The organism is Roseovarius azorensis (assembly GCF_900109455.1).
Classification (GTDB): domain Bacteria; phylum Pseudomonadota; class Alphaproteobacteria; order Rhodobacterales; family Rhodobacteraceae; genus Roseovarius; species Roseovarius azorensis.
Genome location: NZ_FOAG01000005.1, coordinates 191,992 through 215,804, shown reverse-complemented (window position 1 = coordinate 215,804; position 23,813 = coordinate 191,992). Strand labels below are relative to the sequence as shown.

Genomic DNA, 23,813 nt, shown 5'->3' with positions numbered 1-23,813 from the left:
GGATTTCAGGGGTTTTTTGCTGTGTAGAGTCGGCCTTCTAGCCAAGCTTTTGTGGAACTCGCTGTTGGTTGGGCTAGCACATCCGCCAATGCGCCGCGCTCGGCCACCTGACCGGCGTGTAGAAAGATCACGTCATCGCCCATGCGCCGCGCCTGGCCCAGATCGTGGGTGACCATGACAATGGTCACGCCCTGCGCGTGGGCGGCGTTGACGAGATCTTCGATCATCTGTGTCGAGGCGGGATCAAGGCTGCTGGTCGGTTCGTCGAGAAAAAGCAGATCGGGCTTGCTGATCAACGCGCGGGCGACGGCAAGACGCTGCTGCTCACCGCCTGAAAGCACCCGTGCCGGGCTGCGTGCCATGTGGGTCAGCCGCGCCATGACGAGCGCCTGGTCGGTCTGCTCGGCGCGGTCCTTGCCCCGGACGCCATGCGCTGCAAGAGCGAATCTGAGATTGGCTTGCACCGATCTGCGCAGCATCACCGGGTTCTGAAACACCATCGCCTGCGCGAGTCGCGCCGCGCGGCCTGGCGTGCGTCCATGCCAAAGGACCGTGCCCTCAGTAGGCTCCAGAAGCCCGTGCAACAGGCGCAAAAGCAGGCTTTTGCCAGCACCATTCGCGCCCATGATCATGGTGCGACGGTTCGTGCGGATCGAAAGAGTCACATTGTCGATCAGCCGTTTGCCGCCCGCGTCATAGCAGAGCGCGGAGGTTGCAAGCAGCGGCGTTGCGGCACCGCGGTCCAGTGTCAGAGGGTCTATCGCCATGTCACGCATAAGCCGCCCGTACCGCAGAGGCCCGAAGCGCCATGACCGCTGCGTTGACGATCACCGCAATCGTCAGCAGTAGCACACCTAGCGCCAGCGCCAGTTCCAGATTGCCCTTGGATGTTTCGAGCGCAATCGTCGTGGTCATTACCCGGGTCACATGATTGATGTTGCCCCCCACGATCAGCACCGCGCCCACCTCGGCCACCGCGCGACCAAAACCTGCGAGCGCTACAGTCAGAAGGCTGTAGCGTGCATCCCACAGGAGCGCCGCGATGCGGTCGTGCGCGCGCAGGCCGAAAGAGGCGAATTGCTCGGCATATTCACCATGCAGATCCTCAACCACCTGCTTGGTGAGCGCCGCCACGATAGGGGTCACAAGGATCGTCTGCGCGATGATCATTGCCGTGGGTGTATAGAGAAGCCCCAGCACGCCAAGCGGACCCGAGGCCGAGAGCATGAGGTAGACAACCAGCCCCACCACGACCGGCGGCAGTCCCATCAGCGCATTCAGGATCACCGTGACAATTGTGCGCCCCGGAAAGCGGAACGCGCCGATGAGCGCCCCCGCTGGCAGGCCGATGAGGCAGGCGAGCGCCACAGCGGTCAGAGTAACGCGCAGCGACAGGAGCACGATTTCGCTCAATGCACGATCCCAGGACAGGATCAGGCCCAGGGCCTCTGTCAAGATGTCGAAAAAGCTGAACACGTGTTTTCCTTCCTGATTTACGGAAAAAATACATGAAAAAACACATTAATCCATCCCAAAGCGGCGTGATATGCGAAAATAGGTTTATCACCGCGACTGAGCCGCAAGATTTCGGTCCGAACTCCGTCTCGGATCGCACATTGTTCGGCTGTCATCGGCGTGCGTCATGAGCGTCATGAAATGCAGTTGTCGTCTCTTTACACAAAGGATGCCGTTGGTATGGAAAAAGCTGTGTCGTGCGTGGGTTGCCAGGCGGGACCGATATACGCGGCGCCTGAAGGGGCTGACTCGATCTAGGCATTGGCCGATACTGGGCGGCTAAGAGCATTCATGAGACAAAGGTAAGTTCATGCACGACTATTCCGACTGGATTGACCGGACCTACAGCCGGTCAGAGCCGATATCGGAGCGGCTGATCGCGCAGTATCGCGCGACGATGGCGGGTACGCTCGGCCCCGGCGATGTGCCGCCGGGGTTGCATTGGTGTCTGGTGCCCGATGTGGTGACGCCCGATCAGATGGGTCGCGACTGCCATCCGAGGACGGGGATATTTCTGCCCGCCCTGCCGCTGCCGCGCCGCATGTGGGCGGGAGGGGAATTGTGGTTTCACGCGCCCTTCGCGCCCGGTGACATGGTGACGCGCGAGACCACGATTGCCGATGTCAGTTTCAAGCAGGGGCGCAGCGGCAAGCTGGGTTTCGTCACGCAGTGGCATGTCTATCGCGTGGACGGTGCGGAGCGCCTGACCGAGTGGCAGGATATCGTCTATCGCGAAGATCCCAAGCCGGAACAGGCGCGGATGCCGGAGCGGGCCGAGGATTGGCCGGATGCAATCGCCTGGCACCTGACGACCGATTCGACGTTGCTCTTCCGCTTTTCGGCGCTCACCTTCAATGGTCACCGCATCCATTACGATTATCCCTATGCCACCGGGGTCGAAGGCTACGAAGGGCTGGTCGTGCATGGGCCGATGCAGGCAGTGTGGATGATCAATCTGGCGGCGCATGTCATAGGCCACCTGCCTGCGCGGTTCACCTATCGTGGCCTGACGCCGCTGATATGCGACCTGCCGGTGTTGGTCGAGGCACGAGAGACCGGGGGCGGTCTGGACCTGCGGGTGCGGCGCAAAGGCGATGGGGTGGCGACCATGGTGGGTCGGGTGGAACAAGATATATTGACATAACTAGTAATATAGTTATATTTATCCCATGAGCATCACAAGCCCCACTGCCCGCGCGCTCGCCTCTCTTGGCCATGACACCCGGCTCGCGATCTTTCGCCTGCTGGTGCGTGCGGGTGACGAGGGACTTAACGTGGGCGAAATCGGGCAGCATCTGGAGCAGGCACCCTCGACGCTGGCGCATCATCTCTCTGCGCTGGTTGAGGCGGGGCTGGTGGTTCAGGAACGACAGGGGCGCGCGGTGGTTAACCGCGTGAATTACGTCGCCATGCGCCGGACACTGGATTTCCTGACTTCGGAATGCTGCACCGGGGTGACGCTGGCCAAGGCAGATGACGCAGCCTGAGGGCACGTTTTTTGGGCAAAATAAACGACTTTTCTAGGGATATGGACATGACTGACACAAGCCTCCCCCAACCCCGCGCCACCCTGATGTTGCGCCGCCTGTGGAAAGATCACCGGATCTGGATGATATCGGCGCTGATCCTCATCGTGCTGACGATATCAGACAGGTCACAGGCGCGCGCCACGGTCATATTTACAACCGACGCCCTGCTCACCACCGCACCGTTCCTCGTGCTCTCCATCGGCATCGCCGCATGGGCCACGGCCACAGGCGCGGACAACCTGATCGCGCGCGCGTTTACCGGAGCACCGGCGCTGATGATCCTGCTGGCGGCATTGGCTGGCGGCTTGTCGCCCTTCTGCTCCTGCGGGGTGATTCCGTTGATTGCTGCCTTGCTGGCGATGGGGGTGCCGCTCTCGGCGGTGATGGCGTTCTGGCTGGCGTCGCCGGTGATGGACCCGTCGATGTTCGTCTTGACCACCGGGGTTCTGGGGCTGGAGTTCGCGATTGCCAAGACGCTGGCAGCCGTCGGTCTGGGCTTGATAGGCGGCTGGGCCGTGCATCTGATGGGCCGTGCCGGGGGGCTGAGCGACCCACTGCGCGATGGAATCGGCAACGGTGGATGTGGTGGCAGCAAAGTACATGCGCCCAAGCCGATCGTTTGGCGCTTCTGGTTTGATCCTGACCGCCGGGCAAAGTTTGGCCGCGAGGCGCTAAATGTGACCCTGTTCCTGCTGAAATGGCTTACTCTGGCATTCATTCTCGAGAGTTTGATGTTGGTCTTTATCCCGGCCGAGAATATCACATCGCTCTTGGGCGGCACCGGCATCGGTCCCATCGTCTTGGGTACATTGGTCGGGGTGCCTGCCTATCTCAACGGCTATGCTGCGTTACCGCTGGTGGGTGGTCTGATCGGACAGGGCATGGCGCCGGGGGCGGGTCTGGCGTTCCTGGTCGCGGGTGGCGTCACGTCGTTGCCCGCTGCTATCGCCGTCTGGGCATTGGTGAGGCCGCGTGTCTTCATACTTTATATCACGATGTCGCTAACCGGGGCGTTCGTTGCTGGTCTGCTGTTTCAACTCTGGAAGTTCGCATGAGACGGTTGGAAATCGAGATCGCGGAGCTCGAGACCGGAACCTGGTTTCTGGCCCCTGCGGGAATGAGTGGCCCGCAGGATTCTTTGATCAACACCAAGGTGGTCGGCGGGCGGATCAAGGCGGTGGCGCTGGAAGCGGGTCTGGGTCTGGCCGCGCTCTGGGTCGAGGCAACAGACGGCACGCTGACCCTGACGTATGAGATCATCCCCGCGTCCGAGGGCCAAGGTTATCCCGAAGCTGTCTATACCCCGCGCATCACCGCCCATACCGTCGCCGCTGATGATCTGGCGCAGGCGAGTCACGAGATTGCAGATGCGGTGGGTGGCGGGGTGGCCGGTATCCGTGCGCTGGTGGCCGAGGCCGAAGCTCGGTTTACCTATGACCATCCCGTGGTGCGGTTCAACGATGGCACCGACGCTGTGCCTTATCTTGCTTGCGGCAAGACGCCCGGATCCTGCGTGGATATCAATACCTATCTGGTCGCAAGTCTGCGCGCGGCGGGCTATGAGGCCGGTTATGTCTATGGCTATTTCTTTCCTGCCGAAAAGGGTGGCGTAACCCATGACATGCATTGCTGGGTAGTCACGCGCCACGCGGGTGAGGTGCTGGACTGGGACATTGCGCATCATATGAAAGCAGGGTTGGGTCCGACGCAACCCGGACTGAATCCGCGTCCGGGCTGGCGCGTGGCACTTGGCCATTCCATGGGCCACATCTATGTGCTGAGCGAAACGATGGCACGGCTCAAGCTCCTGGCCGAACCGATGCGACAGCGACCGGATGGTACCTGGCAAAAGCTTCCGATAACCGCCCGTCTGCCTGCGCCATGAGAGTTGGGTAATTGCACGGATATTGAGCAAATATCTCTGGGCCTCGGGCGAAGAGCGGATTAGTTTGGCGCGCAGGTGATTTTTCTGGCAAATCGACCGGATAAATTTTACCAATTGGTAAAACCAAAAATATTGCCCAACCTGTCCAACAAGGAGACTGCCATGACCCGCCCGACACCGCTTCATGTTCCGCCGTTCTCGCGCCGCCGGTTTCTTGCCACCTCTGCCGGGGCTGCGCTGGCGGTCAGCACATCCGGCCTGCCCACGGCCTCACGCGCCGCAGAGCCGATCAAAACCGCAGGCATCTATACCGTGCCCGTCGAACAGCAGTGGGTGAGCCGCATCCACAAGGCCGCCACCACCGCGCAGGATCGCGGCGATGTGGACTATGTTTACTCGGAAAATGTCAGCAACACCGATTACGCCCGCGTCATGCGTGAGTATGCGGAACAAGGCTACAAGCTGATTATCGGCGAGGTCTTTGCCGTCGAGCAGGAGGCGCGCGAGGTGGCCGCCGATTACCCAGACATCGCGTTTCTGATGGGATCGAGTTTCAAACATGATCCGGCGCTGCCCAATTTCGCGGTGTTCGACAACTATATTCAGGACGCCTCCTACCTGTCAGGGATCATTGCGGGCGCAATGACCGAGACCGCCAATGTCGGCATGGTCGGCGGCTTTCCGATTCCCGAGGTGAACCGCCTGATGCACGCCTTCATGGCAGGCGCACGCGAGATGAACCCGGATATCCGTTTTCAGGTCAGCTTTATCGGTTCGTGGTTCGATCCGCCCAAGGCCAAGGAAACGGCCTTCGCGATGATCGAAGGCGGGGCAGACATGCTCTATGCCGAGCGTTTTGGCGTATCCGACGCGGCGCAGGAAAAAAGTGTGCTGGCCATCGGCAACGTGATCGACACCCAGGCGGATTACCCCGAGACGGTGGTGGCCTCCGCGCTCTGGCATTTCGAGCCGACGCTGGATGCCGCGATTGCCGCCGTTAACGCGGGCAATTTCGCCGCCGCCGATTACGGCGTCTATTCCTTCATGAAGGAGGGGGGCTGTTCCCTGGCGCCGCTTGGTACATTCGAGGGCAAGGTGCCCGAGGCGGCCATGGCGCTGGTGGCAGAACGTGAGGCGCAGATCAAGGCAGGCACCTTTACTGTCGAGATCAACGACGAAGAGCCGAAATCCTCCTGATATGACAGGCGCAGAGGCGGCGCAGGTCGTTCTGCGCCTCGACCGGATCACCAAGCGTTTCGACGCGCTCACCGCAAATGACGCGGTGAGCCTTGATCTGCGACGTGGCGAGGTTGTGGCGCTTCTGGGCGAGAATGGCGCCGGCAAGACCACGCTGATGAATATCCTCTTTGGTCAATATACGGCCGACGAGGGACGGGTTGAGGTCATGGGCCGCGATCTGCCGCCCGGAAATTCGCGCGCCGCGCTTCAGGCGGGTGTCGGCATGGTGCATCAGCATTTCACGCTGGCCGATAACATGACCGTGCTGGAAAATGTGACGCTGGGAACCGAACCGCTCTGGCGGTGGCGATCCGATCAGAGCGTGGCACGGGCGCGGCTTGCCGATCTGGTGCGGGATTTCCGACTGACGGTCGATCCTGACGCCCGTGTCGGCAGTCTGACCGTGGGTGAACGGCAGCGGGTGGAAATCCTCAAGGCGCTCTACCGTGAGGCACGGATTCTGATCCTCGACGAGCCCACCGCCGTGCTGACCCCGCAGGAAACCGTCGATCTCTTTGCCACGCTGCGCAAGGCGGTGGCGATGGGGCTGTCGATCATGTTCATCAGCCACAAGCTGCACGAGGTGATGGATATCTCGGATCGGATCGTGGTCCTGCGACATGGCCGTGTGGTGGCGGAAATGGCCACAGCCGACACCGACCGGCATGCGTTGGCCGCCGCGATGGTGGGCAGCGAGATCAGCGCGCCCAGAGTGGCCCCCGGAAACCCCGGCGCGGCGCTGCTGCGGCTGAGCGATGTCAGCACGCCCGACCGGGGTAATGCGCCCGGGCTCAAGCGCGTGATGCTGGCCCTGCGCGCGGGGCAGATCACCGGGCTGGCGGGCGTGTCGGGCAACGGACAGGCGGCGCTGGCCGATCTGATTGGCGGCCTCTGCGTTCCCGAGAGCGGACGGCTTGATCTGGACGGGCAGACCCGAGACCGATGGTCGCCGCGCGTAGCAGTTGAGCATGGCATTGCCCGCATTCCCGAAGATCGGCACAAGACCGGCACCATCGCCGATTTCACGCTGACCGAGAATGCGGTCCTCGAAAGCTATCACAAACCCCCGATGAGCCGGAACGGCTGGATGAACTGGGGGCAGGCAGAGGCTGAGACGCAAGCCATCATAAGGGGCTATGACGTGCGGTGTCCGGGACCGGACACGCGCATCAGGCTCTTGTCTGGCGGCAATATGCAAAAGCTGATCCTTGGCCGCGTGCTCGAAGCCGCGCCGCGCATCATCCTTGCCAATCAGCCCGTTCGCGGCCTCGATATCGGGGCGGTGAACTATGTGCATGAACAATTGCTCAAGGCGCGCGACCGGGGTGCTGCGGTGCTGCTCATTTCCGAGGATCTGGACGAGATCATGGCGCTGTCGGACGTGATCCATGTAATGTCCCAAGGGCGGTTGTCGCCCGAATTCGCACGCGGCAGCATGACGCCTACCGATCTGGGCGTATGGATGGCCGGGCACGGGTTTGACGAGGGGCTGGCACATGCGTCTTGAACCGATTGCCAACCCCGGTTTCGCGCGTAGCACGCTGCCGCCCGTTCTGGCGATTGCCACGACGGTGGTGGTGGCCTCGGCCCTTGCGATGCTGGCGGGGGCCAATCCTTTTGCCGTGCTGGGGTTGATATTGAAGGGCGCGGCGGGATCGAAATTCGCCCTGCTGGAGACACTCAACCGCGCCACACCGCTGATCTTTACCGGGCTTGCAGTGGCGGTGGCGTTCCGCGCCCGGTTCTGGAATATCGGAGCCGAGGCGCAGCTATATGCAGGGGCGCTGATGACGGTGGTGCTGGGCACCGGTGCGCTGCCCTGGGAAGCGGGGGCGCTTTTGCCGGTTCTGGCGCTGGCGGCGATGCTGGCGGGAGCACTGGTTCTGCTGGTGCCCGCAATCCTCAAGGTGCGGTTTGGTGTTGATGAGGTGGTCACGACGCTGCTTTTCAACTTCATTTTCCTCTTGTTCATTTCCCTGCTTCTTGAAGGGCCACTCAAGGATCCGATGGGCATGGGCTGGCCCAAATCCGAGCGGGTCGTGGCCGAGGCGCGGCTGCCGCGGATTGTCGAGGGGCTGCGCCTGCATTGGGGCTTTGCGCTGGCGCTGATCGCGGCGGGCGTGGTCTGGGTCATCGAGCGGCGCAGCACGCTGGGCTACGAGATGCGCGCTGTGGGGCTGAACCGCGAGGCGGCGCGGTTCGCGGGGATTCCGGTCAATGCAGTGCTGATCAAGACCGCGCTTCTTTCGGGGGGGCTTGCAGCACTGGCCGGGTTCTCAGAAGTGGCGGGGCTCAAGGGCAGCCTCACGCTCGATCTCAGCCCAGGCTTTGGCTACACCGGCATCATCGTGGCGATGCTGGCGCTGCTCAATCCGCTTGCCGTGGTGGCGGCAGCGCTGTTCGTGGCTGGGATCTTTGTCGGTGCCGACAGCATGAGCCGCGCGGTGGGGGTGCCCACATATCTGGCGGATATCATGCTGGCCACGGCGCTGCTGTTGATGGTGCTGGCGATCCTGCTGACGCGGTTCCGGGTGGTGAGGGAATAGGCGATGGATCTATTTGATATCCTGCTCTCGGCCAGTTTTTGGGCCGCCGCGATCCGGATTGCCAGCCCGCTGATCTTTGCCACTTTGGGAGAGCTGATCTGCGAGCGTGCAGGCGTGCTCAACCTCGGGATCGAGGGGATCATGGTGGCAGGCGCCTTTGCCGGGTGGATGGCGGTCTATTCCGGCGCGGGGCTGTGGACCGGGGTGGCGGTGGCAATGGCGGTGGGGATGCTCTTCGGCCTCGTCCACAGCCTGCTCACCGTGCCCTTTGGCCTCTCGCAGCATGTGGTGGGGCTGGGGGTGACACTGCTGGCCACGTCCTCCACCTATTACGCCTATCGCCTGGCCCTGCCAGAGGTGACCAGCCCGCCCAAGATCGCGGCCTTCAAACCGTGGGAAATCCCCCTGCTGTCCGATATCCCGCTGATTGGTCCCGCTCTATTCTCCCAAACACCGCTGACCTATCTGGCCTTTGTGCTGGTGGGTGTTGTCAGCGTCGTGCTTTACCGCACGCCTCTGGGCCTGGCGCTGCGCGCGGCGGGCGAGAACCCGGCGGCGGTGGCGGCGCAGGGGCTGTCAGTGACGGGGTTACGCATGGGGGCGGTGATCGTGGGGTCGGGGCTGATGGCGGTGGGCGGCGCGTTCCTGACCATGTCGGCGTTTGACAGCTTCTTCTTCGAGATGGTCAACGGGCGCGGCTGGATCTGCATCGCGCTGGTGGTGTTCGGCGCGTGGAAACCGGGCAAGGCGCTCTTGGGGGCCGTGCTCTTTGCCGCTTTTGACGCGGCTCAAATTCGGGTGCAGCAGACATCACTGGGCGCGGACATACCCTATCAGATCTTCCTGATGACGCCCTATGTGCTGTCGATTCTGGCGCTCATCGCCATGTCACGCCGTGCCGAGGTGCCCGCCGCCCTCATGGTGCCGTTCAACAAGGGAGAACGCTGATGTTCGATCTGATCGTCAAGGGCGGCACGCTGCCGGATGGAACCGTTGCCGATATCGGGATCACCGGCGACCGCATCACCGCCATAGGCAGGCTGGACGGTGCCGAAGCAGGCGAGGTGATCGACGCCACCGGTGATATGATCAGCCCGCCCTTTGTCGATCCGCATTTCCACCTCGACGCCACGCTCAGTTACGGCCTGCCGCGTATCAACGCCTCCGGCACGCTCTTGGAGGGGATCGGCCTCTGGGGCGAACTGAAGCAGATTGTGACGCAGGAGGAAATGGTCGCGCGGGCGCTCGCCTATTGCGACTGGGCGGCCTCGATGGGCCTCCTCGCCATCCGCAGCCATGTCGATACCTGCGACGACAGCCTCAAGGGCGTGGCGGCAATGCTGGAAGTGCGCGAAAAGGTCAAACCCTATATCGACCTGCAACTCGTGGCCTTTCCGCAGGACGGGTTCTACCGCGACCCGACGGCGCGCGCCAATACGTTGCGCGCGCTTGATATGGGGGTTGATGTGGTCGGTGGCATCCCGCATTTCGAACGTACCATGGCTGATGGCGCGGCCTCGGTCCGCGAACTCTGCGAGATTGCGGCGGCGCGGGGCCTTCGCGTCGACATGCATTGCGACGAGAGCGACGATCCGCATAGCCGCCATATCGAGACGCTGGCCCATGAGACGCAGCGTCTGGGGCTACAGGGCCGGGTGGCGGGCAGCCATCTCACCTCGATGCATTCGATGGACAATTACTATGTGTCCAAGCTCTTGCCGCTGATGGCAGAGGCAGGCGTTGCCGCGATCCCCAATCCGCTGATCAACATCATGTTGCAGGGGCGGCACGACACATTCCCGAAACGGCGCGGCTTGACGCGGGTCAGGGAAATGCAGGCGCATGGCATCACCGTGGGCTGGGGGCAGGATTGCGTGCGCGACCCCTGGTATTCTCTGGGCACGGCGGACATGCTCGATGTGGCTTTCATGGGGCTGCATGTGGCGCAGATGAGTAGCCCAGATGAGATGCGGCGCTGTTTCGATATGGTGACGTACCAGAATGCACGCATCCTCGGACTCGAGGATTATGGCCTGCATGTTGGCGCAATCGCCTCGCTCGTGGTGCTCGATGCGGGCGATCCGGTCGAGGCATTGCGTCTGCGTGCGGCGCGGTTGGCGGTGGTGTCCAGGGGACGGGTGATCGCCCGAACGCCACGAGGCGATGCGGTGCTGGATATTCCGGGCCGGCCCGGATCGGTGCGGCGGCGGCATCCGGCGGGTTAAACCGGGCCAAAGCCTCCGGCGGTTGGTGTAATCACCGTCACCGCCTCACCCGGTTCCAGCACGGTCTGATCGCAGGCCTTGAGCACCTCTACCCTGCCCGACAGGCGGCGAATCTCGGTGCGGCCCGCCTCACCCTGCGACCCGCCCGCCATGCCCTGCGGCGGGCGGGTGCGATGCGACGAGAGGATCGCGCAATCCATCCGTTCGAGAAAGCGGATGGTGCGTCGGGTGCCGTCCCCGGCGGCGCGCGCGCCCTTGCCACCAGATCCGGGGCGCAGGCTGAAACCCTCCAGCAGCACGGGAAAGCGCAGCTCCAGGATCTCCGGGTCGGTCAGCCGCGAATTGGTCATGTGGACATGCACGCCGGAGGTGCCGTCGAACAGCCGCCCGTCGTTGAACCGCCCGGCGGGCGAACCGGAGCAAATCGTCTCGTAATACTGGAACTCGTCATTACCAAAGGTGAGGTTGTTCATCGTGCCCTGGGAGTTCGCCATCGCCCCCATCGCGCCAAAGAGTGCGTTGGTCACGTGTTGAGATGTCTCGACATTGCCCGCGACAACCGCCGCCGGGTAGCGAGGTGAGAGCATCGAGCCTTCGGGCACGATGATGCGGATCGGGCGCAGGCAGCCTGCGTTCATCGGAATCGGAGCCTCGACCATGACGCGAAACACGTAGAGCACGGCGGCGCGTGTTACCGGCTCTGGCGCGTTGAAATTGTTGGCTTGCGTCTCTGACGTGCCCGTGAAATCCACCGTCGCCCGCCGTGCTTTGCGGTCCACGGTGATGCTAACCCGGATCACCTGGCCAGTATCGGTTTCATATTCATACGATCCGTCCGACAGCTTTTCCAGCACCCGCGCCACCGCCTCGGCGGCGTTATCCTGCACATGGCCCATATAGGCCTGCACCACGTCGAGACCGAAATTGGCGACCATCTTGCGCAGCTCGTTGATGCCGCGTGCATTTGCGGCGATCTGCGCCTTGAGGTCGGCCACGTTCACATCCACATTGCGGCAGGGATAGGGATGTTCGCTGAGCACCCGGCGCAGTTCGGCCTCGCGGAATCGACCGCGTTCGACCAGCCGGAAATTGTCGATCAGCACGCCCTCTTCGTTCACCGTGGTCGCAAGCGGCGTCATCGAGCCGGGCGCGGTTCCGCCTACATCGGCATGATGACCGCGCGAGGCGACCCAGAAGAGGATGGCTTCCCCGCCCTCGTCAAAGACCGGTGTGACCACGGTGATATCGGGCAGATGCGTGCCGCCATTATAAGGGGCGTTCAATGCAAAGACATCGCCGGGGCGGATATCACCCGCGTTGAGGCGAATGACCGTTTCGACGCTACGATCCATGGAACCCAGATGGACCGGCATATGCGGGGCATTGGCGACCAGAGCGCCGTCGGCGTCGAAGACCGCACAGGAGAAGTCGAGCCGTTCCTTGATGTTCACTGATTGTGCGGTGTTCTGGAGCGTCACACCCATCTGTTCGGCAATCGACATGAAGAGGTTGTTGAAGACCTCCAGCAGGATCGGATCGGCCGCGGTGGTGCCGATGGCCATGTCGCGCGCCGCCTTCTTGTGGCGGGTGAGTAGCACATGGTCGCGTGCGGTGATTTCGGCGCGCCAGCCCGGTTCGACCACGATGGTCTGGTTGTCCTCGATGATCAGCGCCGGGCCGGTGACGGTGTTGCCGGGGGTCAGGGTGGCGCGGCGGAAAATGCCCGCCTCGGTCCAGCCGCCATTGCTGAAAAGCCGGGTGCGGATGTCGGTGCGTGCCTCGGTGGCGTGGCATTCGCGTTCGCCTTCCGGTGCGGCGGGGGCCGTGGCATCCACCGCCTCGACCTCGGCGCTGTCGATGATCACGCGCTTGTCAGGCGTGGTAAAGCCGAACTGCGCCAGATGCGCCGTCTCGAAATCGGCGCGCGCCTGTGCCGGGGTCGTATAGGCCACGGGCAGGGCGGTGTCGGTACCGTCATAGCGCAGATGGAGGCGCGGGTGGGTTTCTGCCTCTGCAACGCCCTGCGCCTTCATTTCCTGCATCACCTGATCGGTGAGATCGTCAAGCACGCTGACGATGATCTTGCTGCTATCCTCGTCAAGCGTCTCGACCACCATCTGCTGGCGCGAGGCGCTGACCCGCGCGAGGCCGATGCCATAGGCCGACAGCAGCCCCGACAGCGGATGGATCAGAACCCGCTCCATGCCAAGAGCGTCGGCCACGAGACAGGCATGCTGTCCGCCTGCGCCGCCAAAGGAATTCAAGAGGTAGCGAGTAACGTCATAGCCTCGCTGCACAGATATCTTCTTGACCGCATTCGCCATGTTCTCGACTGCGATGCGGATGAAGCCTTCGGCTACCTCTTCGGGTGATTTGCCCTCGCCCGCCTCTGCTGCGATTTCGGCGAAACGGGTGGCGACGGCATCGCGATCCAACGGCTGATCCTGACCGGGGCCAAAGATGGCGGGGAAGAAATCGGGGTTGAGCTTGCCTAGCATTACGTTGGCGTCGGTAACGGTGAGTGGCCCGCCGTTGCGATAGCAGGCCGGACCGGGATGTGCGCCCGCGCTGTCGGGACCGGCACGAAAGCGCCCCGGTTCGGCATGCAGGACCGAACCGCCCCCGGCGGCGACAGTATGCACCCGCATCATCGGCGCGCGGATGCGCACGCCCGCAACCTCTGTGTCAAAGGCGCGCTCATAGCCGTCGGCGTAATGCGCCACATCGGTCGAGGTGCCGCCCATGTCAAAGCCGATGACCTTGTCGAAACCCGCAAGCGCTGCGGTCTGTGCCATGCCCACGACACCGCCTGCGGGCCCTGACAGGATCGCATCCTTGCCCTGAAACCGCTCCGCAGCGGTAAGGCCCCCCGAGGACATCATGAATTGCAGTGTCGGACCAGGTTCTCCGGGTGGGGTCGCGCCAAGCGCATCGGCCACGCGCGCCACATAGCGGCGCAGGATGGGCGAGAGATAGGCATCAACAACGGTGGTGTCGCCACGCCCCACCAGTTTGATCAGGGGCGAAACCTCATAGCTGACCGAAACCTGAGAGAAACCCGCATCGCGCACCGCCTGCGCCACGGCCAGTTCATGCGCGGGATTTTTCCAGGAATGCATGAGCACGATGGCGGCGGCATTGATGCCTGCGGCGCGGGCCTCGGCCAGATCGTCGGCGATACCCACAATGTCGAGCGCGGTCTCGACCGAGCCATCGGCGCGCAGCCGCTCGGGCACCTCGATCACGCGGGAATAGAGCTGTTCGGGCAGCAGGATTTCCTTGGCAAAGATATCCGGTCGAGCCTGATAGGCAATACGCAGCGCGTCGCGAAAACCACGGGTGATCAGCAGGACGGTGGCATCGCCCTTGCGTTCCAGCAGCGCGTTGGTGGCTACGGTCGTGCCCATCCGCACCGTACCAATGCGTGTAGCGTCTATGGTGTTGCCAAGCAGGCGGCGGATACCCTCGATGGCGGCATCGTCATAGGCGTCAGGATTTTCCGACAACAGCTTGAGCGGGTGCATTTCCCCGTCCGGGTCACGCCCTATCACATCGGTGAACGTGCCGCCCCGGTCGATCCAGAAATCCCAGGTTCTGCTCATCTTGCCATGCCCCGCCATGTGTCATTTACATTTTGTTGACAAATTATAAGTGCTCCGTCAAGCTTTCGCTGAGCCGGGGCAACAACCGGTCGGAACTGCTAAACCAGGGAGAACAGAATGAAACACCTCTTTACGCTTGCCTTGTCCGGTGCCTTTGCCGCCGGGATCAGCGCCGTTGCGGCGCAGACTGCATGGGATATGCCGACGCCCTATGGCGATTCCGTCTTTCACACCCAGAACATCATGCAATTCGCCGATGACGTGGCCGACGCCACCGAGGGAGAGCTGACCATTACCGTGCATTCGGCGGGTTCGCTCTATGCCCATCCCGAGATCCGCGATTCCGTGCGCCGCGGATTGGCGCCCATCGGGGAAATTCTGATGTCGCAGCTTGCCAACGAGGATGCGGTGTTCGGGGTTGATTCGGTGCCGTTTCTGGCCGCCAGCTATGACGATGCCCAAAAGCTCTGGGAGGCTTCGCGCGACCAGATCAGTGCCAGGCTGGCCGAACAGGGGCTGACGCTGCTCTTTGCCGTGCCGTGGCCGGGGCAGAGCCTCTATCTGACCGAGGAAGTAACCTCGATCGAACAGATGAAAGGTGTCAGCTTTCGCGCCTACAACACCGCGACCGAGCGGCTGGCACAACTGATGGGCGCGGTGCCCACGACAGTGGAGGCAGGCGATATTCCCACGGCATTCTCGACCTCGCGCGTCAAGGCGATGATTACCTCGCCCTCGACGGGTGTTTCGTCGCAGGCATGGGATTTCGTGAGCCATTACATTGATACCCAAGCCTGGTTGCCGAAGAACATGGTATTCGTGAATACCCGTGCCTTCGAGGCATTGCCCGAGGATCAGCAGGAGGCGCTGCGCGAAGCCGCGGCTGCGGCCGAGGCGCGCGGCTGGCAGATGTCGCGCGAGGAAACCGCAGCCAAGATCGCCACGCTCAAGGAAAACGGCATGCAGGTGTCGGCCCCCTCCGACACGCTGGCCGCCGAACTGCGCGAGATCGGTGCGACCATGACCGAGGAATGGAAGGCCAGCGCGGGTGACGCGGGCCTTGCAATCCTGTCGGCCTATCAGGCGCGCTGAGCGCATCGGGCGCGCGGGGCCTTTTCCCCTCGCGTCCGGCTTCATCGAAAGGAGGCCGCGCCATGATACGCAGGCTGCTTGACCGTCTTTACGGCGCGGGTTTCGTGCTGGCCGCTCTTGCGCTGGTGGCGATCGCGGTGCTGGTGCTGGTGCAGGTTCTGGGCCGGGTGATCGACAAGACGATGCTGGCCATGGGACAGGAACCGGTGGGCATCGCCATAACCTCTCTGTCAGAACTGGGAGGGTTTCTGTTCGTGGGCGCGGCGTTTCTGGCGCTGGCGGGCACACTGCGCACCGCCGGGCATGTGCGGGTGACGATCCTGGCGCGGTCCGTGGGGCCTGTGCCGCAGCGGATGCTGGCCACTCTGGTGCTGATGCTCGCGCTCGGGCTGTGCGGTTTTGCGCTCTACAGCGCTTGGGTACAGGCTTGGGACTCCTGGACGTTCAGCGCGGTTTCATTCGGCATGGCGAAATTCCCGCTCTGGGTGCCGCAGGGGGTCATGGTGCTGGGGCTGGGCCTGTTCTGGCTGGCGCTCTGCGACGAACTGATCGTTGTCCTGCGCGGGCAGGATGCGGCGTTCCTGCGCGCCGAGGCCGAGAAGGGGACGCAGGATGGGCATTGAATTTCTCTCGCTGATCCTTGTGGTCGTGCTGTTTGGCGTTCTGGCGCTCGGCCTCTGGGTCGGTTTCGCGCTGATCGCGGTCGGGCTGGCGGCGATGATGCTGGCCAGCAACGCGCCTGCCGAGCTGGTATTCGGTACCAAGGTCTGGGGGGCGCTCAATATCTGGGATCTGACGGCGCTGCCGATGTTCATCTGGATGGGCGAAATCCTGTTCCGCTCGCGGCTGTCATCGGACATGTTCTCTGGCCTCGCGCCGCTGACCGGGCGGCTGCCGGGGCGGCTATTGCATGCCAACATCTTCGGTTGTGCGCTCTTTGCCGCCGTGTCGGGATCGTCCGCGGCCACGACCGCGACGGTGGGGCGCATGTCGGTGCCGGAACTCACCAGGCGCGGCTATGACGACCGGATGATCATCGGTACGCTGGCGGGTTCGGGCACTTTCGGCTTTCTCATCCCGCCTTCGATCATCCTGATCGTCTATGGAGCGGCGACCGAACAGAGCATCGCGCGCCTGTTCCTGGCGGGAGTCGGGCCGGGGCTGTTGCTGGCGGCGCTGTTCTCGGGGTACACGATGCTCTGGGCGGTGACGCATCGCGACCGGATGCCGGCGACAGAACCCGCAACCACATGGGCGGAAAAGCTGCGGGCGGTGGTCCTGCTGGGTCCGACGATCCTGCTGATCGTCGCGGTCATCGGCTCTATCTACGCCGGGCTGGCGTCGCCGACCGAGGCGGCTGTTGTCGGGGTTCTGGGCGCGCTGATCCTCTCCGCGCTCGGTCGCTCGCTCGATTGGCAGAGCACATGGGCTGCGCTCAGGGGGGCCACGATCACCACCTGCATGATCGCCTTTATTCTCGCGGGCGCGGCGTTCCTCACGGTGGCTATGGGATATACCGGCATTCCCCGCGCGCTGGCCTCTTGGATCGGGGAACAGGGCTATTCGGCGCATGCGCTGCTGACGGCGCTGGTGGTGTTCTTTATCGTGCTGGGGATGTTTCTGGATGGAATTTCCATCGTGGTGCTGACCACTTCGGTCATTCTGCCGATGGTGCTGGCTGCCGGAATAGACCCGATCTGGTTCGGCATCTTTCTTGTGCTGGTGGTGGAGATGAGTCAAATCACTCCGCCGGTGGGATTCAACCTCTTCGTGTTGCAATCCATAACCGGGCGCAGCATTTTCGAGATCGCGCGCCATGCCTTTCCGTTCTTTCTGCTGCTGGTGCTGGCCACCGCCATTCTGACCCTGTTTCCGGAGATTGCGCTATGGATCCCTCAGACGATGCTGGCGCGCTGAGCGGGTTTGGCCCGGTCGTGTCCTCGGCGCATCTGGCCAAATCCGGGCTGCCGGCGCTGTCGGAGATGGAATTCGCGCTGACCATGGCCAACAATGCCTTTCAGCGCTGGGTGGTACGTTGCATGACGGCGGCGGGGATGCCGGGGCTGACACCTTTGGAGGTGCTGATCGTGCATCTGGTGCATCACCGGGCGCGGCCCAAGAGCCTGGCGGATATCTGTCTGGTGCTCAATATCGAGGATACGCATCTGGTGAACTACGCGGTGAAAAAACTGGAAAAACACGGACTTGTGACGCCCGGTCGAAATGGCAAGGAGAAAACCGTGGCGATTACGGCGGATGGCCAGAGCTATTGCACGCAATATGGCAAGGTGCGCGATGCGCTGTTGATCCGGTCGGTCGAGCAGCTGGGGCTGGACAAGGCGGAGCTGTCGAGGCTGGCTGCACTTTTGCGAACCTTGTCTGGGAGTTATGATCAGGCGGCGCGGGGGGCGGCGGCGCTGTGACGGCAGTGTTGTGTGCCCTGGCGCGGCATGGGCGGCTGGTGCTTGTCCTTGGTCTTGTGGTTGGTATCCTGGCTCCGGGACTGGCGCGGGCAGTGGCGACCGTGATCTTCCCGCTGGTCGTTTTCCTGTTGTTTCTTAGTACCTTGCGGGTTGACGTGTTGCGCGCATTTCCAGACCGAAGGGCATTGCCGGGCTATCTGGGGATCACGCTGCTGATGCAGGTCGGGTTGCCCTTGGTGGCGGTTGCGGGATTGTGGATGGTGGGGGGGATGGGGTCTGTTCTGGGGGTCGGGGTGGTGCTGGTTCTGGCGGCAGCGCCGTTGACGGGCAGTCCGGGCCTGACCATCATGTCGGGCGGCGATCCGACGCCTGCCTTGCGGCAACTCATTGTAGGGACTGCATTTTTACCGCTGACGGTGCTGCCGGTGTTCTGGTTGATGCCGGTGTTCGGGGCGCCGGGGGTGGTGGCAGAGGCGGCGGGGCAGTTGTTACTGGTGATCACGATTGCCGGGGGAGTTGGGGTCAAGTTACGGAAAACAGTGAGTTTTTTCCAGACCGTCGACGGCGAGAGAACGATCGAGGGGGTGATTACGCTGACGATGGCAGTGGTGGTTGTCGGCATCATGTCCGCTGTTGGACCGGCAATTTTTCAAGCAAAATCAGATCTCTGGATAACTCTTGCGGTCGCGTTCGCGCTGAATTTCGGGGTGCAGATCGGGGTGCTGCTGGCGCTGCGGTGCGGAACGAGGAGACAGGCAGCCCCGGCCCTTGCCATCATCGCCGGGAACCGGAATTTAGTTTTGTTTCTCGGGGCCTTACCACCCGAGACCGGGGCCGCATTGCTGTTGTTCATCGGCTGTTACCAGGTGCCGATGTACCTGACCCCGCTGATCATGGGCCCGCTGATACGACGGGCCTGACGCGAGGCAATCTGTACGGTTCAGAGGCGAAACCTTACGGGAGTGCGGTGGGGTGTGGCATGCTTCGGACTCACGCCCCCTACCTCCTGAGGTCCACGCTACGAACAGCCGACAGCGGTTGAAGCATCAAGCTTCGCTTCGGCTTGTGCATAGCGGACGTCCGCTTCCCACCCTTCGTGTCGGATGTTGCGCCAGAGAATACCAATGGTCCGACCGTCCACTCCGGGTTGAGTTCCGTCAATCACCCCAAGACACATCACCGGCACTCCCCCCCTCACGCCCTCCCCGATATCCGGCTCGACAAGAGGTCTCCGGTTTCGGTGAGGATCGGATAGGCGACCATGGTGAAGGCGGTGTTGACCTGTTTGAGGGCGCGCAGGGTTTCCTGGTGGATGTTGCTGGTCTCGATGCTCTCGGTCAGCCCCTCGCGGAGGCGTCCCAGGTGGGCGCGTTGCAGTTGTTGTTCGAGGGTGCGGATGCTGTCCTTTTCGGCCACGAGGTCGCGCGCGTCGTCGGGGTGCTGGGTCATCATCACGTTGAGGGCAAGCTGGGCGTTGGCCAGCACGCGGTCGTGGAAATCGCAGATCTCTTCCCAGCCCGGACGGGAGAAATGCACGCCTTCGGTATTCAGGCGGCGGGCGAGGCCGAGCATGGTGGTGGCGATGGCGTCGCTTGCGGCCTCGAGATTGGCGGCGATGGTGGAGAGATCCATCGAGCGCTGGCTGCGCTCTTCGTCCAGCCCGGCGCGGTTGAGCTGGGCGAGGTAGAGCTTGGTGTCGAAATGGCGCTTGCGCAGGGTCCGGTCGCTATTGGCGATGGCCTCGGCGGTGGTTTCGTCCCATGTGGTGTAGAGGGTGGGCATGGGGCGCAGCATCGCCTCGACGGTTTCGCCAATGCGGATCACCTCTCGGGTCGCGCAGGAGAGCGCGCGGTCGGGATTGTCGAGTGCTGCGGGATCGAGGGCGGTAAGATGATCGAGCGTGGCGGCGCGCGCTGGGGGGCGCAGGAGCGCCTGCGCGGCGCGGGCGGCGAGGCCGCTCAGCGGCAGGATCAGCACGACGAGGGCGAGGTTGAAGGCGATGTGCAGGTGAATGGCCTGTTGCGCGGGCGTGGGCCCGAGCCAGCCCAGCGGCGGCTGAAAGGCGGTGAGCAGCGCCAGCGTCAGCGCCGCACCGCCACCCCGCAGCACCAGATTGGCAAGGATCGTGCGGCGCGCGTCGATATCGGCGGCAAGTGTGAGGCCAAAGGCGATGAAAGCGCCGCCCAGATTGGCCCCGAGGATCAGCGCCGTGGCGGCGGGCAGCGGCATCAGCCCCTGCAGGACAAGGGTGACAAAGAGCAGCACGGCGGCGACGGAGCTGTGCACCAGCCAGGCAAAGAGCGCGCCGATGATGAAAGCGGTGAGCGTGTCGCGGGCCAGGTATTGCATGGCGACGACGGCGGCGGTGCTGTCGGTCAGGGGGGCTGTGGCCATGCGCAGCATGTCGAGCGATACGAAGATGAGTGCGAGGCCGATCAGGATGCGCCCGCCCTGGCGGATGCGTTTCTGGTGGCCGCGCAGGAACATCACCACGCCGAGCAGCAGCAGCACCGGGATGAGCCATGTCTGCCGCGCCAGAAGCAGTTTGGCCACCAGCGCCGAGCCAAGATCGGCGCCGAGCAGGATCGCCAGCCCCGCCGCCACCGCGATGCCGCCGGAGGCCACGAAATTGGCGGTCAGGATCGCCACGGCGGTCGAGCTTTGCAGGGCCATGGCCGAGGCGGCGCCGGTGATGGCGGCAAGCAGGCGGCTCTGTCCGGAGCGGCGCAGCCAGAGGCGCAGTTGCGCGGAAAAGGCGCGTTCAACCCCGGTGCGCATCAGCCGGACAGACCAGATCAGCAGGGCGGCGGCGCCGGCGATCTGGAGGAAGAACACGGTCAGGTTCGGAGAGTCCAACTTGGCGATCCAATGGCTTGGGACAGGGCAAGAAGCATCGCAGATTGCCGCGCCTCGGGGGGCGATGCAAGGGGATGCGGGGGTGATCGGGCGTTTTGTAACAGTTTTGTGTAGAAAATATGACAGGATTTGCGGCGGGATCGCGGGATGGGGGCTGATGCGCCCTGAGGCTCAGCGATAGGTACGTTCTTCCATCGGCGTGGCCTCGATCCGGGCGAGCAGGCGGTCGAGCAGCCATTTCTCGGCGCGGTTCAGCACGGCGCGCGGGTTCCAGACCACATGCACGTCGATGGGGGCGGTCTGGTCGTAGGGCGGCAGTTGCCACAGGACGCCGTCGCGCACGTCGCGCGCCGCGACATGCAGGGGCAGGGGGCCGACGCCGAGACCGGCGATGATCATGCGGCGGACCTCTTCGAGGTGGCTGGAGGTGGCGATGATCTGGTCGCCCAGTTCGGCCTGCGCGCGCATCAGGGTCACGGGTTTCAACGCGTCCTGCAGGCGGTCGGTTTCAAAGCTGACGGCGGAGTGACCGGCAAGGTCGGCGCGGGTCAGATCCCGGCGGCCGAACAGCGGATGCGGGGGGCCGCAGAACAGGCCGAAGAATTCGCGATAGAGCCGGAGATATTCCAGTTTCGGGTTGCGCTGATGCACGAGGCAGATGGCAAAAGAGGCGGAACGGGCCGAAACAGTCTCTATTGCGAGCGCGGAGGAATGCACTTCGATGGCGAGCGTCGCGCGGGGGTTCTCGGTGTGGAATTCGGCCAGCACCTGATCGAACAGCGGGCAGATGACGTGAGAGGCGAGCGACACGCGCACATGGCCTGTCACCTCATCGGTCATGTCGCGCATGAGGGTCGAGAGGCGCAGGATCGAACCCTGGATGTCGAGTGCCTCGCGATAGAGCACCTCGCCCGCCTCGGTCAGGGCAAAGTGACCCGGAGAGCGATGGATAAGCCGTTTGCCAACGCGGTCCTCCAGCCTTTTCAGCGCGGTGGAGACCGAGGGTTGGGTGAGGCGCAGGCGGTGGGCGGCGTCGGTGACAGAGTGCGATTGGGCGAGAGTCACGAATGTGCGCAGGAGGTTCCAATCCATCTCGCGCATGATGCGTTCGGGGGTGTTGCGATCTTCTATAGAGGACATCTATTGTCACAATTCCTATTATCTATTTGATTAATGATTGCCCGCTTTGCACGCTTGTCGCAAGCCCGGAGATTACGGGCACTACGCAAAGGGGAGGTGCATGTCGGTCGAGGCCCGCGAAGCGAGGCAGCCGTGGATTCTGTTGTCGCCCGCGTTGGCGGCGGTGCTGCTGCTCCTGCTCATTCCGCTGATGTTCATCGTGGTCTATTCCTTCTGGCTGCGCTCTGCCATGGGGGCGGATCAGGTCGGGTTCTACCTCGACAACTGGCAAAAGGCGCTGAGCGACCGTTTCTACCGCGACATCCTGCTGAACACGCTGAAAATCGCGGCGATCACGACGGTGATCTGCGCGCTGATGGGCTATCCGGCGGCCTATTTCATCGCGCGCTCGAAGGGCAACAAGATGATCCTGCTGTTGCTGCTGATGCTACCGTTCTGGATCAGCTACATCATCCGCACGATGAGCTGGATCAACATCCTGGGCACATCCGGGGCGCTGAATACGCTGTTGCTGTATGCCGGCGTGATCTCTTCGCCTGTCCAGATGCTCTATAACGAGGCGACGGTCATTCTGGGGCTGGTGCATTTCCTGCTGCCATTCATGGTGCTGAATGTCTATGTCAGCCTGGAGGGGATTGACACCAATCTGGAGGATGCGGCGAATTCGCTAGGTGCGACGCGGTGGGAGGCGTTTACCCAAGTGACGTTGCCTCTGTCGCTGCCGGGTCTGGCGGCGGGCGGATTGCTGTGTTTCGTGCTGGGCGCGGGGACGTATATCACGCCGGTGATCCTCGGTGGACCGCGCGATGCGATGTTCGCCAATCTGGTGTTCGAGGCAATCATCACACAGCTTAACTGGCCGCTGGGATCGGCGCTGTCACTGCTCTTGCTGATCGTGCTGGGCCTGCTGGTGGCGATCTATAACCGTTATCTGGGTATGGCGCAGCTGGCGAAGGGGCTGGGCTGATGGGCTGGCAGGCGATCCGCATCTGGACCGTGCTGGTTTACGGTTTCATGTTCCTGCCGGTGGCGGTGGTGGTTCTGCTGTCGTTCAACGCCAATCAGTTCGGCAGTTTCCCGATGACGGGGGTGTCGCTGCGCTGGTTCGAGGAATTGTGGAACAATGACGCGGTGATGCGCGCCTTTCGCACCTCGGTCGTGCTGGGGCTGATGACGGCGGCGATTTCCACCACGCTGGGGATTCTGGCGAGCCTCGCGCTGGTGCGTTACAGCATTCCGGGCCGCAATGCGATAACCACGCTGCTGATCGCGCCCATTCTGGTGCCCGAGGTGGTGTTGGCGGTGGCGCTCTTGCTGTTTCTCAACTGGCTGGGCATCGGCAAGAGTTTTGCGTTGCTGCTGGCGGGACATGTAATATTCACCCTGCCCTTCGTCATCCTTGTGGTGCAGGCGCGGCTGGTCAGTATCAAGCGTGACGTGGAAGAGGCGGCGCTGAGCCTTGGGGCAAGTCCGGTGCAGACGTTTTTCGCCGTCACCCTGCCGCTGATGCTGCCCGCCGTGGCGGCAGGCGCGCTTTTCGCCTTTACCATCAGTTTCGACGACATCACCGGCACGTTGTTCTGGAAACCCGGCGGGGTCGAGACCGTGCCGACGCAGATATTCTCGATGCTGCGCAATTCGATCAGCCCCGAGATCAACGCACTGGGCACGGTGATGATCGTGATGACCGTGGGCCTGCCGCTGCTGGGGGCGGCAGTGGCCCGGAAACTAGCCATGAAAGGCGGCAGTTGAGAACCGTCA

At 63.1% G+C, this 23,813-nt stretch carries 21 protein-coding genes; 16 read left to right on the top strand and 5 right to left on the bottom strand.

From position 1 onward, the window contains the following. Nucleotides 1-5 precede the first annotated feature (5 nt). On the bottom strand, nucleotides 6-767 hold the full coding sequence (locus tag BSG08_RS09655) for an ATP-binding cassette domain-containing protein (RefSeq protein WP_245770650.1): 762 nt from the start codon (nucleotides 765-767) through the stop codon (nucleotides 6-8). A gap of 1 nt (nucleotide 768) precedes the next feature. Continuing rightward, nucleotides 769-1,476: an ABC transporter permease gene (locus tag BSG08_RS09650; RefSeq protein WP_093035762.1), complete on the bottom strand. Its 708-nt coding sequence runs from the start codon at nucleotides 1,474-1,476 to the stop codon at nucleotides 769-771. A gap of 349 nt (nucleotides 1,477-1,825) precedes the next feature. On the opposite strand from BSG08_RS09650, the gene BSG08_RS09645 reads away from it, so the two are divergent. From BSG08_RS09645 to BSG08_RS09605, 9 genes are all read left to right on the top strand, one after another. Then, entirely contained in the window at nucleotides 1,826-2,659 is an 834-nt protein-coding gene (locus tag BSG08_RS09645) for an HTD2 family dehydratase (protein WP_093035759.1), read from the top strand. 25 nt (nucleotides 2,660-2,684) lie between these two features. Continuing rightward, nucleotides 2,685-3,002: an ArsR/SmtB family transcription factor gene (locus BSG08_RS09640; protein WP_093035756.1), complete on the top strand. Its 318-nt coding sequence runs from the start codon at nucleotides 2,685-2,687 to the stop codon at nucleotides 3,000-3,002. 41 nt (nucleotides 3,003-3,043) lie between these two features. Continuing rightward, nucleotides 3,044-4,099 carry a permease gene (locus BSG08_RS09635; RefSeq protein WP_093035753.1) on the top strand — a complete coding sequence of 352 codons (1,056 nt, stop codon included), beginning with the start codon at nucleotides 3,044-3,046 and terminating at the stop codon, nucleotides 4,097-4,099. Beyond that, nucleotides 4,096-4,929 carry a transglutaminase domain-containing protein gene (locus tag BSG08_RS09630; protein ID WP_093035750.1) on the top strand — a complete coding sequence of 278 codons (834 nt, stop codon included), beginning with the start codon at nucleotides 4,096-4,098 and terminating at the stop codon, nucleotides 4,927-4,929. The genes BSG08_RS09635 and BSG08_RS09630 overlap by 4 nt, the downstream gene beginning before the upstream one ends. Nucleotides 4,930-5,091: 162 nt before the next feature. Continuing rightward, a complete protein-coding gene (locus BSG08_RS09625; RefSeq protein ID WP_093035747.1) occupies nucleotides 5,092-6,126 on the top strand; it encodes a BMP family protein in 1,035 nt (344 codons plus the stop codon). Between the two features lies 1 nt (nucleotide 6,127). Continuing rightward, nucleotides 6,128-7,675: an ABC transporter ATP-binding protein gene (locus BSG08_RS09620; protein WP_093035744.1), complete on the top strand. Its 1,548-nt coding sequence runs from the start codon at nucleotides 6,128-6,130 to the stop codon at nucleotides 7,673-7,675. Continuing rightward, nucleotides 7,665-8,714 (top strand): ABC transporter permease, encoded by a 1,050-nt coding sequence (locus BSG08_RS09615; RefSeq protein WP_093035741.1) that lies wholly within the window; start codon nucleotides 7,665-7,667, stop codon nucleotides 8,712-8,714. Before BSG08_RS09620 ends, BSG08_RS09615 begins: the two co-directional genes overlap by 11 nt. Nucleotides 8,715-8,717: 3 nt before the next feature. Further along, nucleotides 8,718-9,662 carry an ABC transporter permease gene (locus tag BSG08_RS09610; protein ID WP_093035738.1) on the top strand — a complete coding sequence of 315 codons (945 nt, stop codon included), beginning with the start codon at nucleotides 8,718-8,720 and terminating at the stop codon, nucleotides 9,660-9,662. After that, on the top strand, nucleotides 9,662-10,939 hold the full coding sequence (locus tag BSG08_RS09605; RefSeq protein WP_093035735.1) for an amidohydrolase family protein: 1,278 nt from the start codon (nucleotides 9,662-9,664) through the stop codon (nucleotides 10,937-10,939). The genes BSG08_RS09610 and BSG08_RS09605 overlap by 1 nt, the downstream gene beginning before the upstream one ends. Here BSG08_RS09605 and BSG08_RS09600 read toward each other — a convergent pair. After that, nucleotides 10,936-14,541, bottom strand: a complete 3,606-nt coding sequence (locus BSG08_RS09600; protein WP_093036004.1) for a hydantoinase B/oxoprolinase family protein — start codon at nucleotides 14,539-14,541, stop codon at nucleotides 10,936-10,938. The genes BSG08_RS09605 and BSG08_RS09600 overlap by 4 nt on opposite strands. 117 nt (nucleotides 14,542-14,658) lie before the next feature. Between BSG08_RS09600 and BSG08_RS09595 the strand changes: the two genes are divergently transcribed. The 5 genes from BSG08_RS09595 (at nucleotide 14,659) to BSG08_RS09575 (ending at nucleotide 18,976) form a co-directional block, all read left to right on the top strand. Then, on the top strand, nucleotides 14,659-15,633 hold the full coding sequence (locus BSG08_RS09595) for a TRAP transporter substrate-binding protein (protein WP_175544748.1): 975 nt from the start codon (nucleotides 14,659-14,661) through the stop codon (nucleotides 15,631-15,633). A gap of 62 nt (nucleotides 15,634-15,695) precedes the next feature. Next, nucleotides 15,696-16,256 (top strand): TRAP transporter small permease, encoded by a 561-nt coding sequence (locus BSG08_RS09590; RefSeq protein WP_093035732.1) that lies wholly within the window; start codon nucleotides 15,696-15,698, stop codon nucleotides 16,254-16,256. Next, nucleotides 16,246-17,550, top strand: a complete 1,305-nt coding sequence (locus tag BSG08_RS09585) for a TRAP transporter large permease (RefSeq protein WP_093035729.1) — start codon at nucleotides 16,246-16,248, stop codon at nucleotides 17,548-17,550. Before BSG08_RS09590 ends, BSG08_RS09585 begins: the two co-directional genes overlap by 11 nt. Then, nucleotides 17,520-18,056: a winged helix DNA-binding protein gene (locus tag BSG08_RS09580; protein WP_245770649.1), complete on the top strand. Its 537-nt coding sequence runs from the start codon at nucleotides 17,520-17,522 to the stop codon at nucleotides 18,054-18,056. The genes BSG08_RS09585 and BSG08_RS09580 overlap by 31 nt, the downstream gene beginning before the upstream one ends. A 92-nt stretch (nucleotides 18,057-18,148) precedes the next feature. Then, the gene (locus tag BSG08_RS09575) at nucleotides 18,149-18,976 is read left to right on the top strand and encodes a hypothetical protein (protein WP_245770648.1); all 828 of its coding nucleotides are present in this window, start codon (nucleotides 18,149-18,151) and stop codon (nucleotides 18,974-18,976) included. Between the two features lie 274 nt (nucleotides 18,977-19,250). On the opposite strand, the gene BSG08_RS09570 is transcribed toward BSG08_RS09575, so the two are convergent. After that, nucleotides 19,251-20,912 carry a Na/Pi cotransporter family protein gene (locus BSG08_RS09570; protein ID WP_175544747.1) on the bottom strand — a complete coding sequence of 554 codons (1,662 nt, stop codon included), beginning with the start codon at nucleotides 20,910-20,912 and terminating at the stop codon, nucleotides 19,251-19,253. A 171-nt stretch (nucleotides 20,913-21,083) separates the two neighbouring features. Further along, on the bottom strand, nucleotides 21,084-22,052 hold the full coding sequence (locus BSG08_RS09565) for a LysR family transcriptional regulator (protein WP_093035723.1): 969 nt from the start codon (nucleotides 22,050-22,052) through the stop codon (nucleotides 21,084-21,086). A gap of 100 nt (nucleotides 22,053-22,152) precedes the next feature. On the opposite strand from BSG08_RS09565, the gene BSG08_RS09560 reads away from it, so the two are divergent. Continuing rightward, nucleotides 22,153-23,019, top strand: coding sequence for an ABC transporter permease (locus BSG08_RS09560; RefSeq protein WP_093035720.1), 867 nt, complete (start codon nucleotides 22,153-22,155; stop codon nucleotides 23,017-23,019). Beyond that, nucleotides 23,019-23,804: an ABC transporter permease gene (locus BSG08_RS09555; protein ID WP_093035717.1), complete on the top strand. Its 786-nt coding sequence runs from the start codon at nucleotides 23,019-23,021 to the stop codon at nucleotides 23,802-23,804. Before BSG08_RS09560 ends, BSG08_RS09555 begins: the two co-directional genes overlap by 1 nt. The last annotated feature ends 9 nt before the right edge of the window (nucleotides 23,805-23,813 follow it).

Excerpts from the sequence above, each read along its gene's own strand:
- BSG08_RS09595 (WP_175544748.1), top strand. The coding sequence starts at position 14,659 with ATGAAACACCTCTTTACGCTTGCCTTGTCCGGTGCCTTTGCCGCCGGG.
- BSG08_RS09625 (WP_093035747.1), top strand. The coding sequence starts at position 5,092 with ATGACCCGCCCGACACCGCTTCATGTTCCGCCGTTCTCGCGCCGCCGG.
- BSG08_RS09640 (WP_093035756.1), top strand. The coding sequence starts at position 2,685 with ATGAGCATCACAAGCCCCACTGCCCGCGCGCTCGCCTCTCTTGGCCAT.
- BSG08_RS09610 (WP_093035738.1), top strand. The coding sequence starts at position 8,718 with ATGGATCTATTTGATATCCTGCTCTCGGCCAGTTTTTGGGCCGCCGCG.
- BSG08_RS09600 (WP_093036004.1), bottom strand. The coding sequence starts at position 14,541 with ATGAGCAGAACCTGGGATTTCTGGATCGACCGGGGCGGCACGTTCACC.
- BSG08_RS09605 (WP_093035735.1), top strand. The coding sequence starts at position 9,662 with ATGTTCGATCTGATCGTCAAGGGCGGCACGCTGCCGGATGGAACCGTT.
- BSG08_RS09645 (WP_093035759.1), top strand. The coding sequence starts at position 1,826 with ATGCACGACTATTCCGACTGGATTGACCGGACCTACAGCCGGTCAGAG.
- BSG08_RS09555 (WP_093035717.1), top strand. The coding sequence starts at position 23,019 with ATGGGCTGGCAGGCGATCCGCATCTGGACCGTGCTGGTTTACGGTTTC.
- BSG08_RS09635 (WP_093035753.1), top strand. The coding sequence starts at position 3,044 with ATGGACATGACTGACACAAGCCTCCCCCAACCCCGCGCCACCCTGATG.
- BSG08_RS09630 (WP_093035750.1), top strand. The coding sequence starts at position 4,096 with ATGAGACGGTTGGAAATCGAGATCGCGGAGCTCGAGACCGGAACCTGG.
- BSG08_RS09585 (WP_093035729.1), top strand. The coding sequence starts at position 16,246 with ATGGGCATTGAATTTCTCTCGCTGATCCTTGTGGTCGTGCTGTTTGGC.
- BSG08_RS09620 (WP_093035744.1), top strand. The coding sequence starts at position 6,128 with ATGACAGGCGCAGAGGCGGCGCAGGTCGTTCTGCGCCTCGACCGGATC.
- BSG08_RS09615 (WP_093035741.1), top strand. The coding sequence starts at position 7,665 with ATGCGTCTTGAACCGATTGCCAACCCCGGTTTCGCGCGTAGCACGCTG.
- BSG08_RS09590 (WP_093035732.1), top strand. The coding sequence starts at position 15,696 with ATGATACGCAGGCTGCTTGACCGTCTTTACGGCGCGGGTTTCGTGCTG.
- BSG08_RS09580 (WP_245770649.1), top strand. The coding sequence starts at position 17,520 with ATGGATCCCTCAGACGATGCTGGCGCGCTGAGCGGGTTTGGCCCGGTC.
- BSG08_RS09565 (WP_093035723.1), bottom strand. The coding sequence starts at position 22,052 with ATGTCCTCTATAGAAGATCGCAACACCCCCGAACGCATCATGCGCGAG.
- BSG08_RS09655 (WP_245770650.1), bottom strand. The coding sequence starts at position 767 with ATGGCGATAGACCCTCTGACACTGGACCGCGGTGCCGCAACGCCGCTG.
- BSG08_RS09560 (WP_093035720.1), top strand. The coding sequence starts at position 22,153 with ATGTCGGTCGAGGCCCGCGAAGCGAGGCAGCCGTGGATTCTGTTGTCG.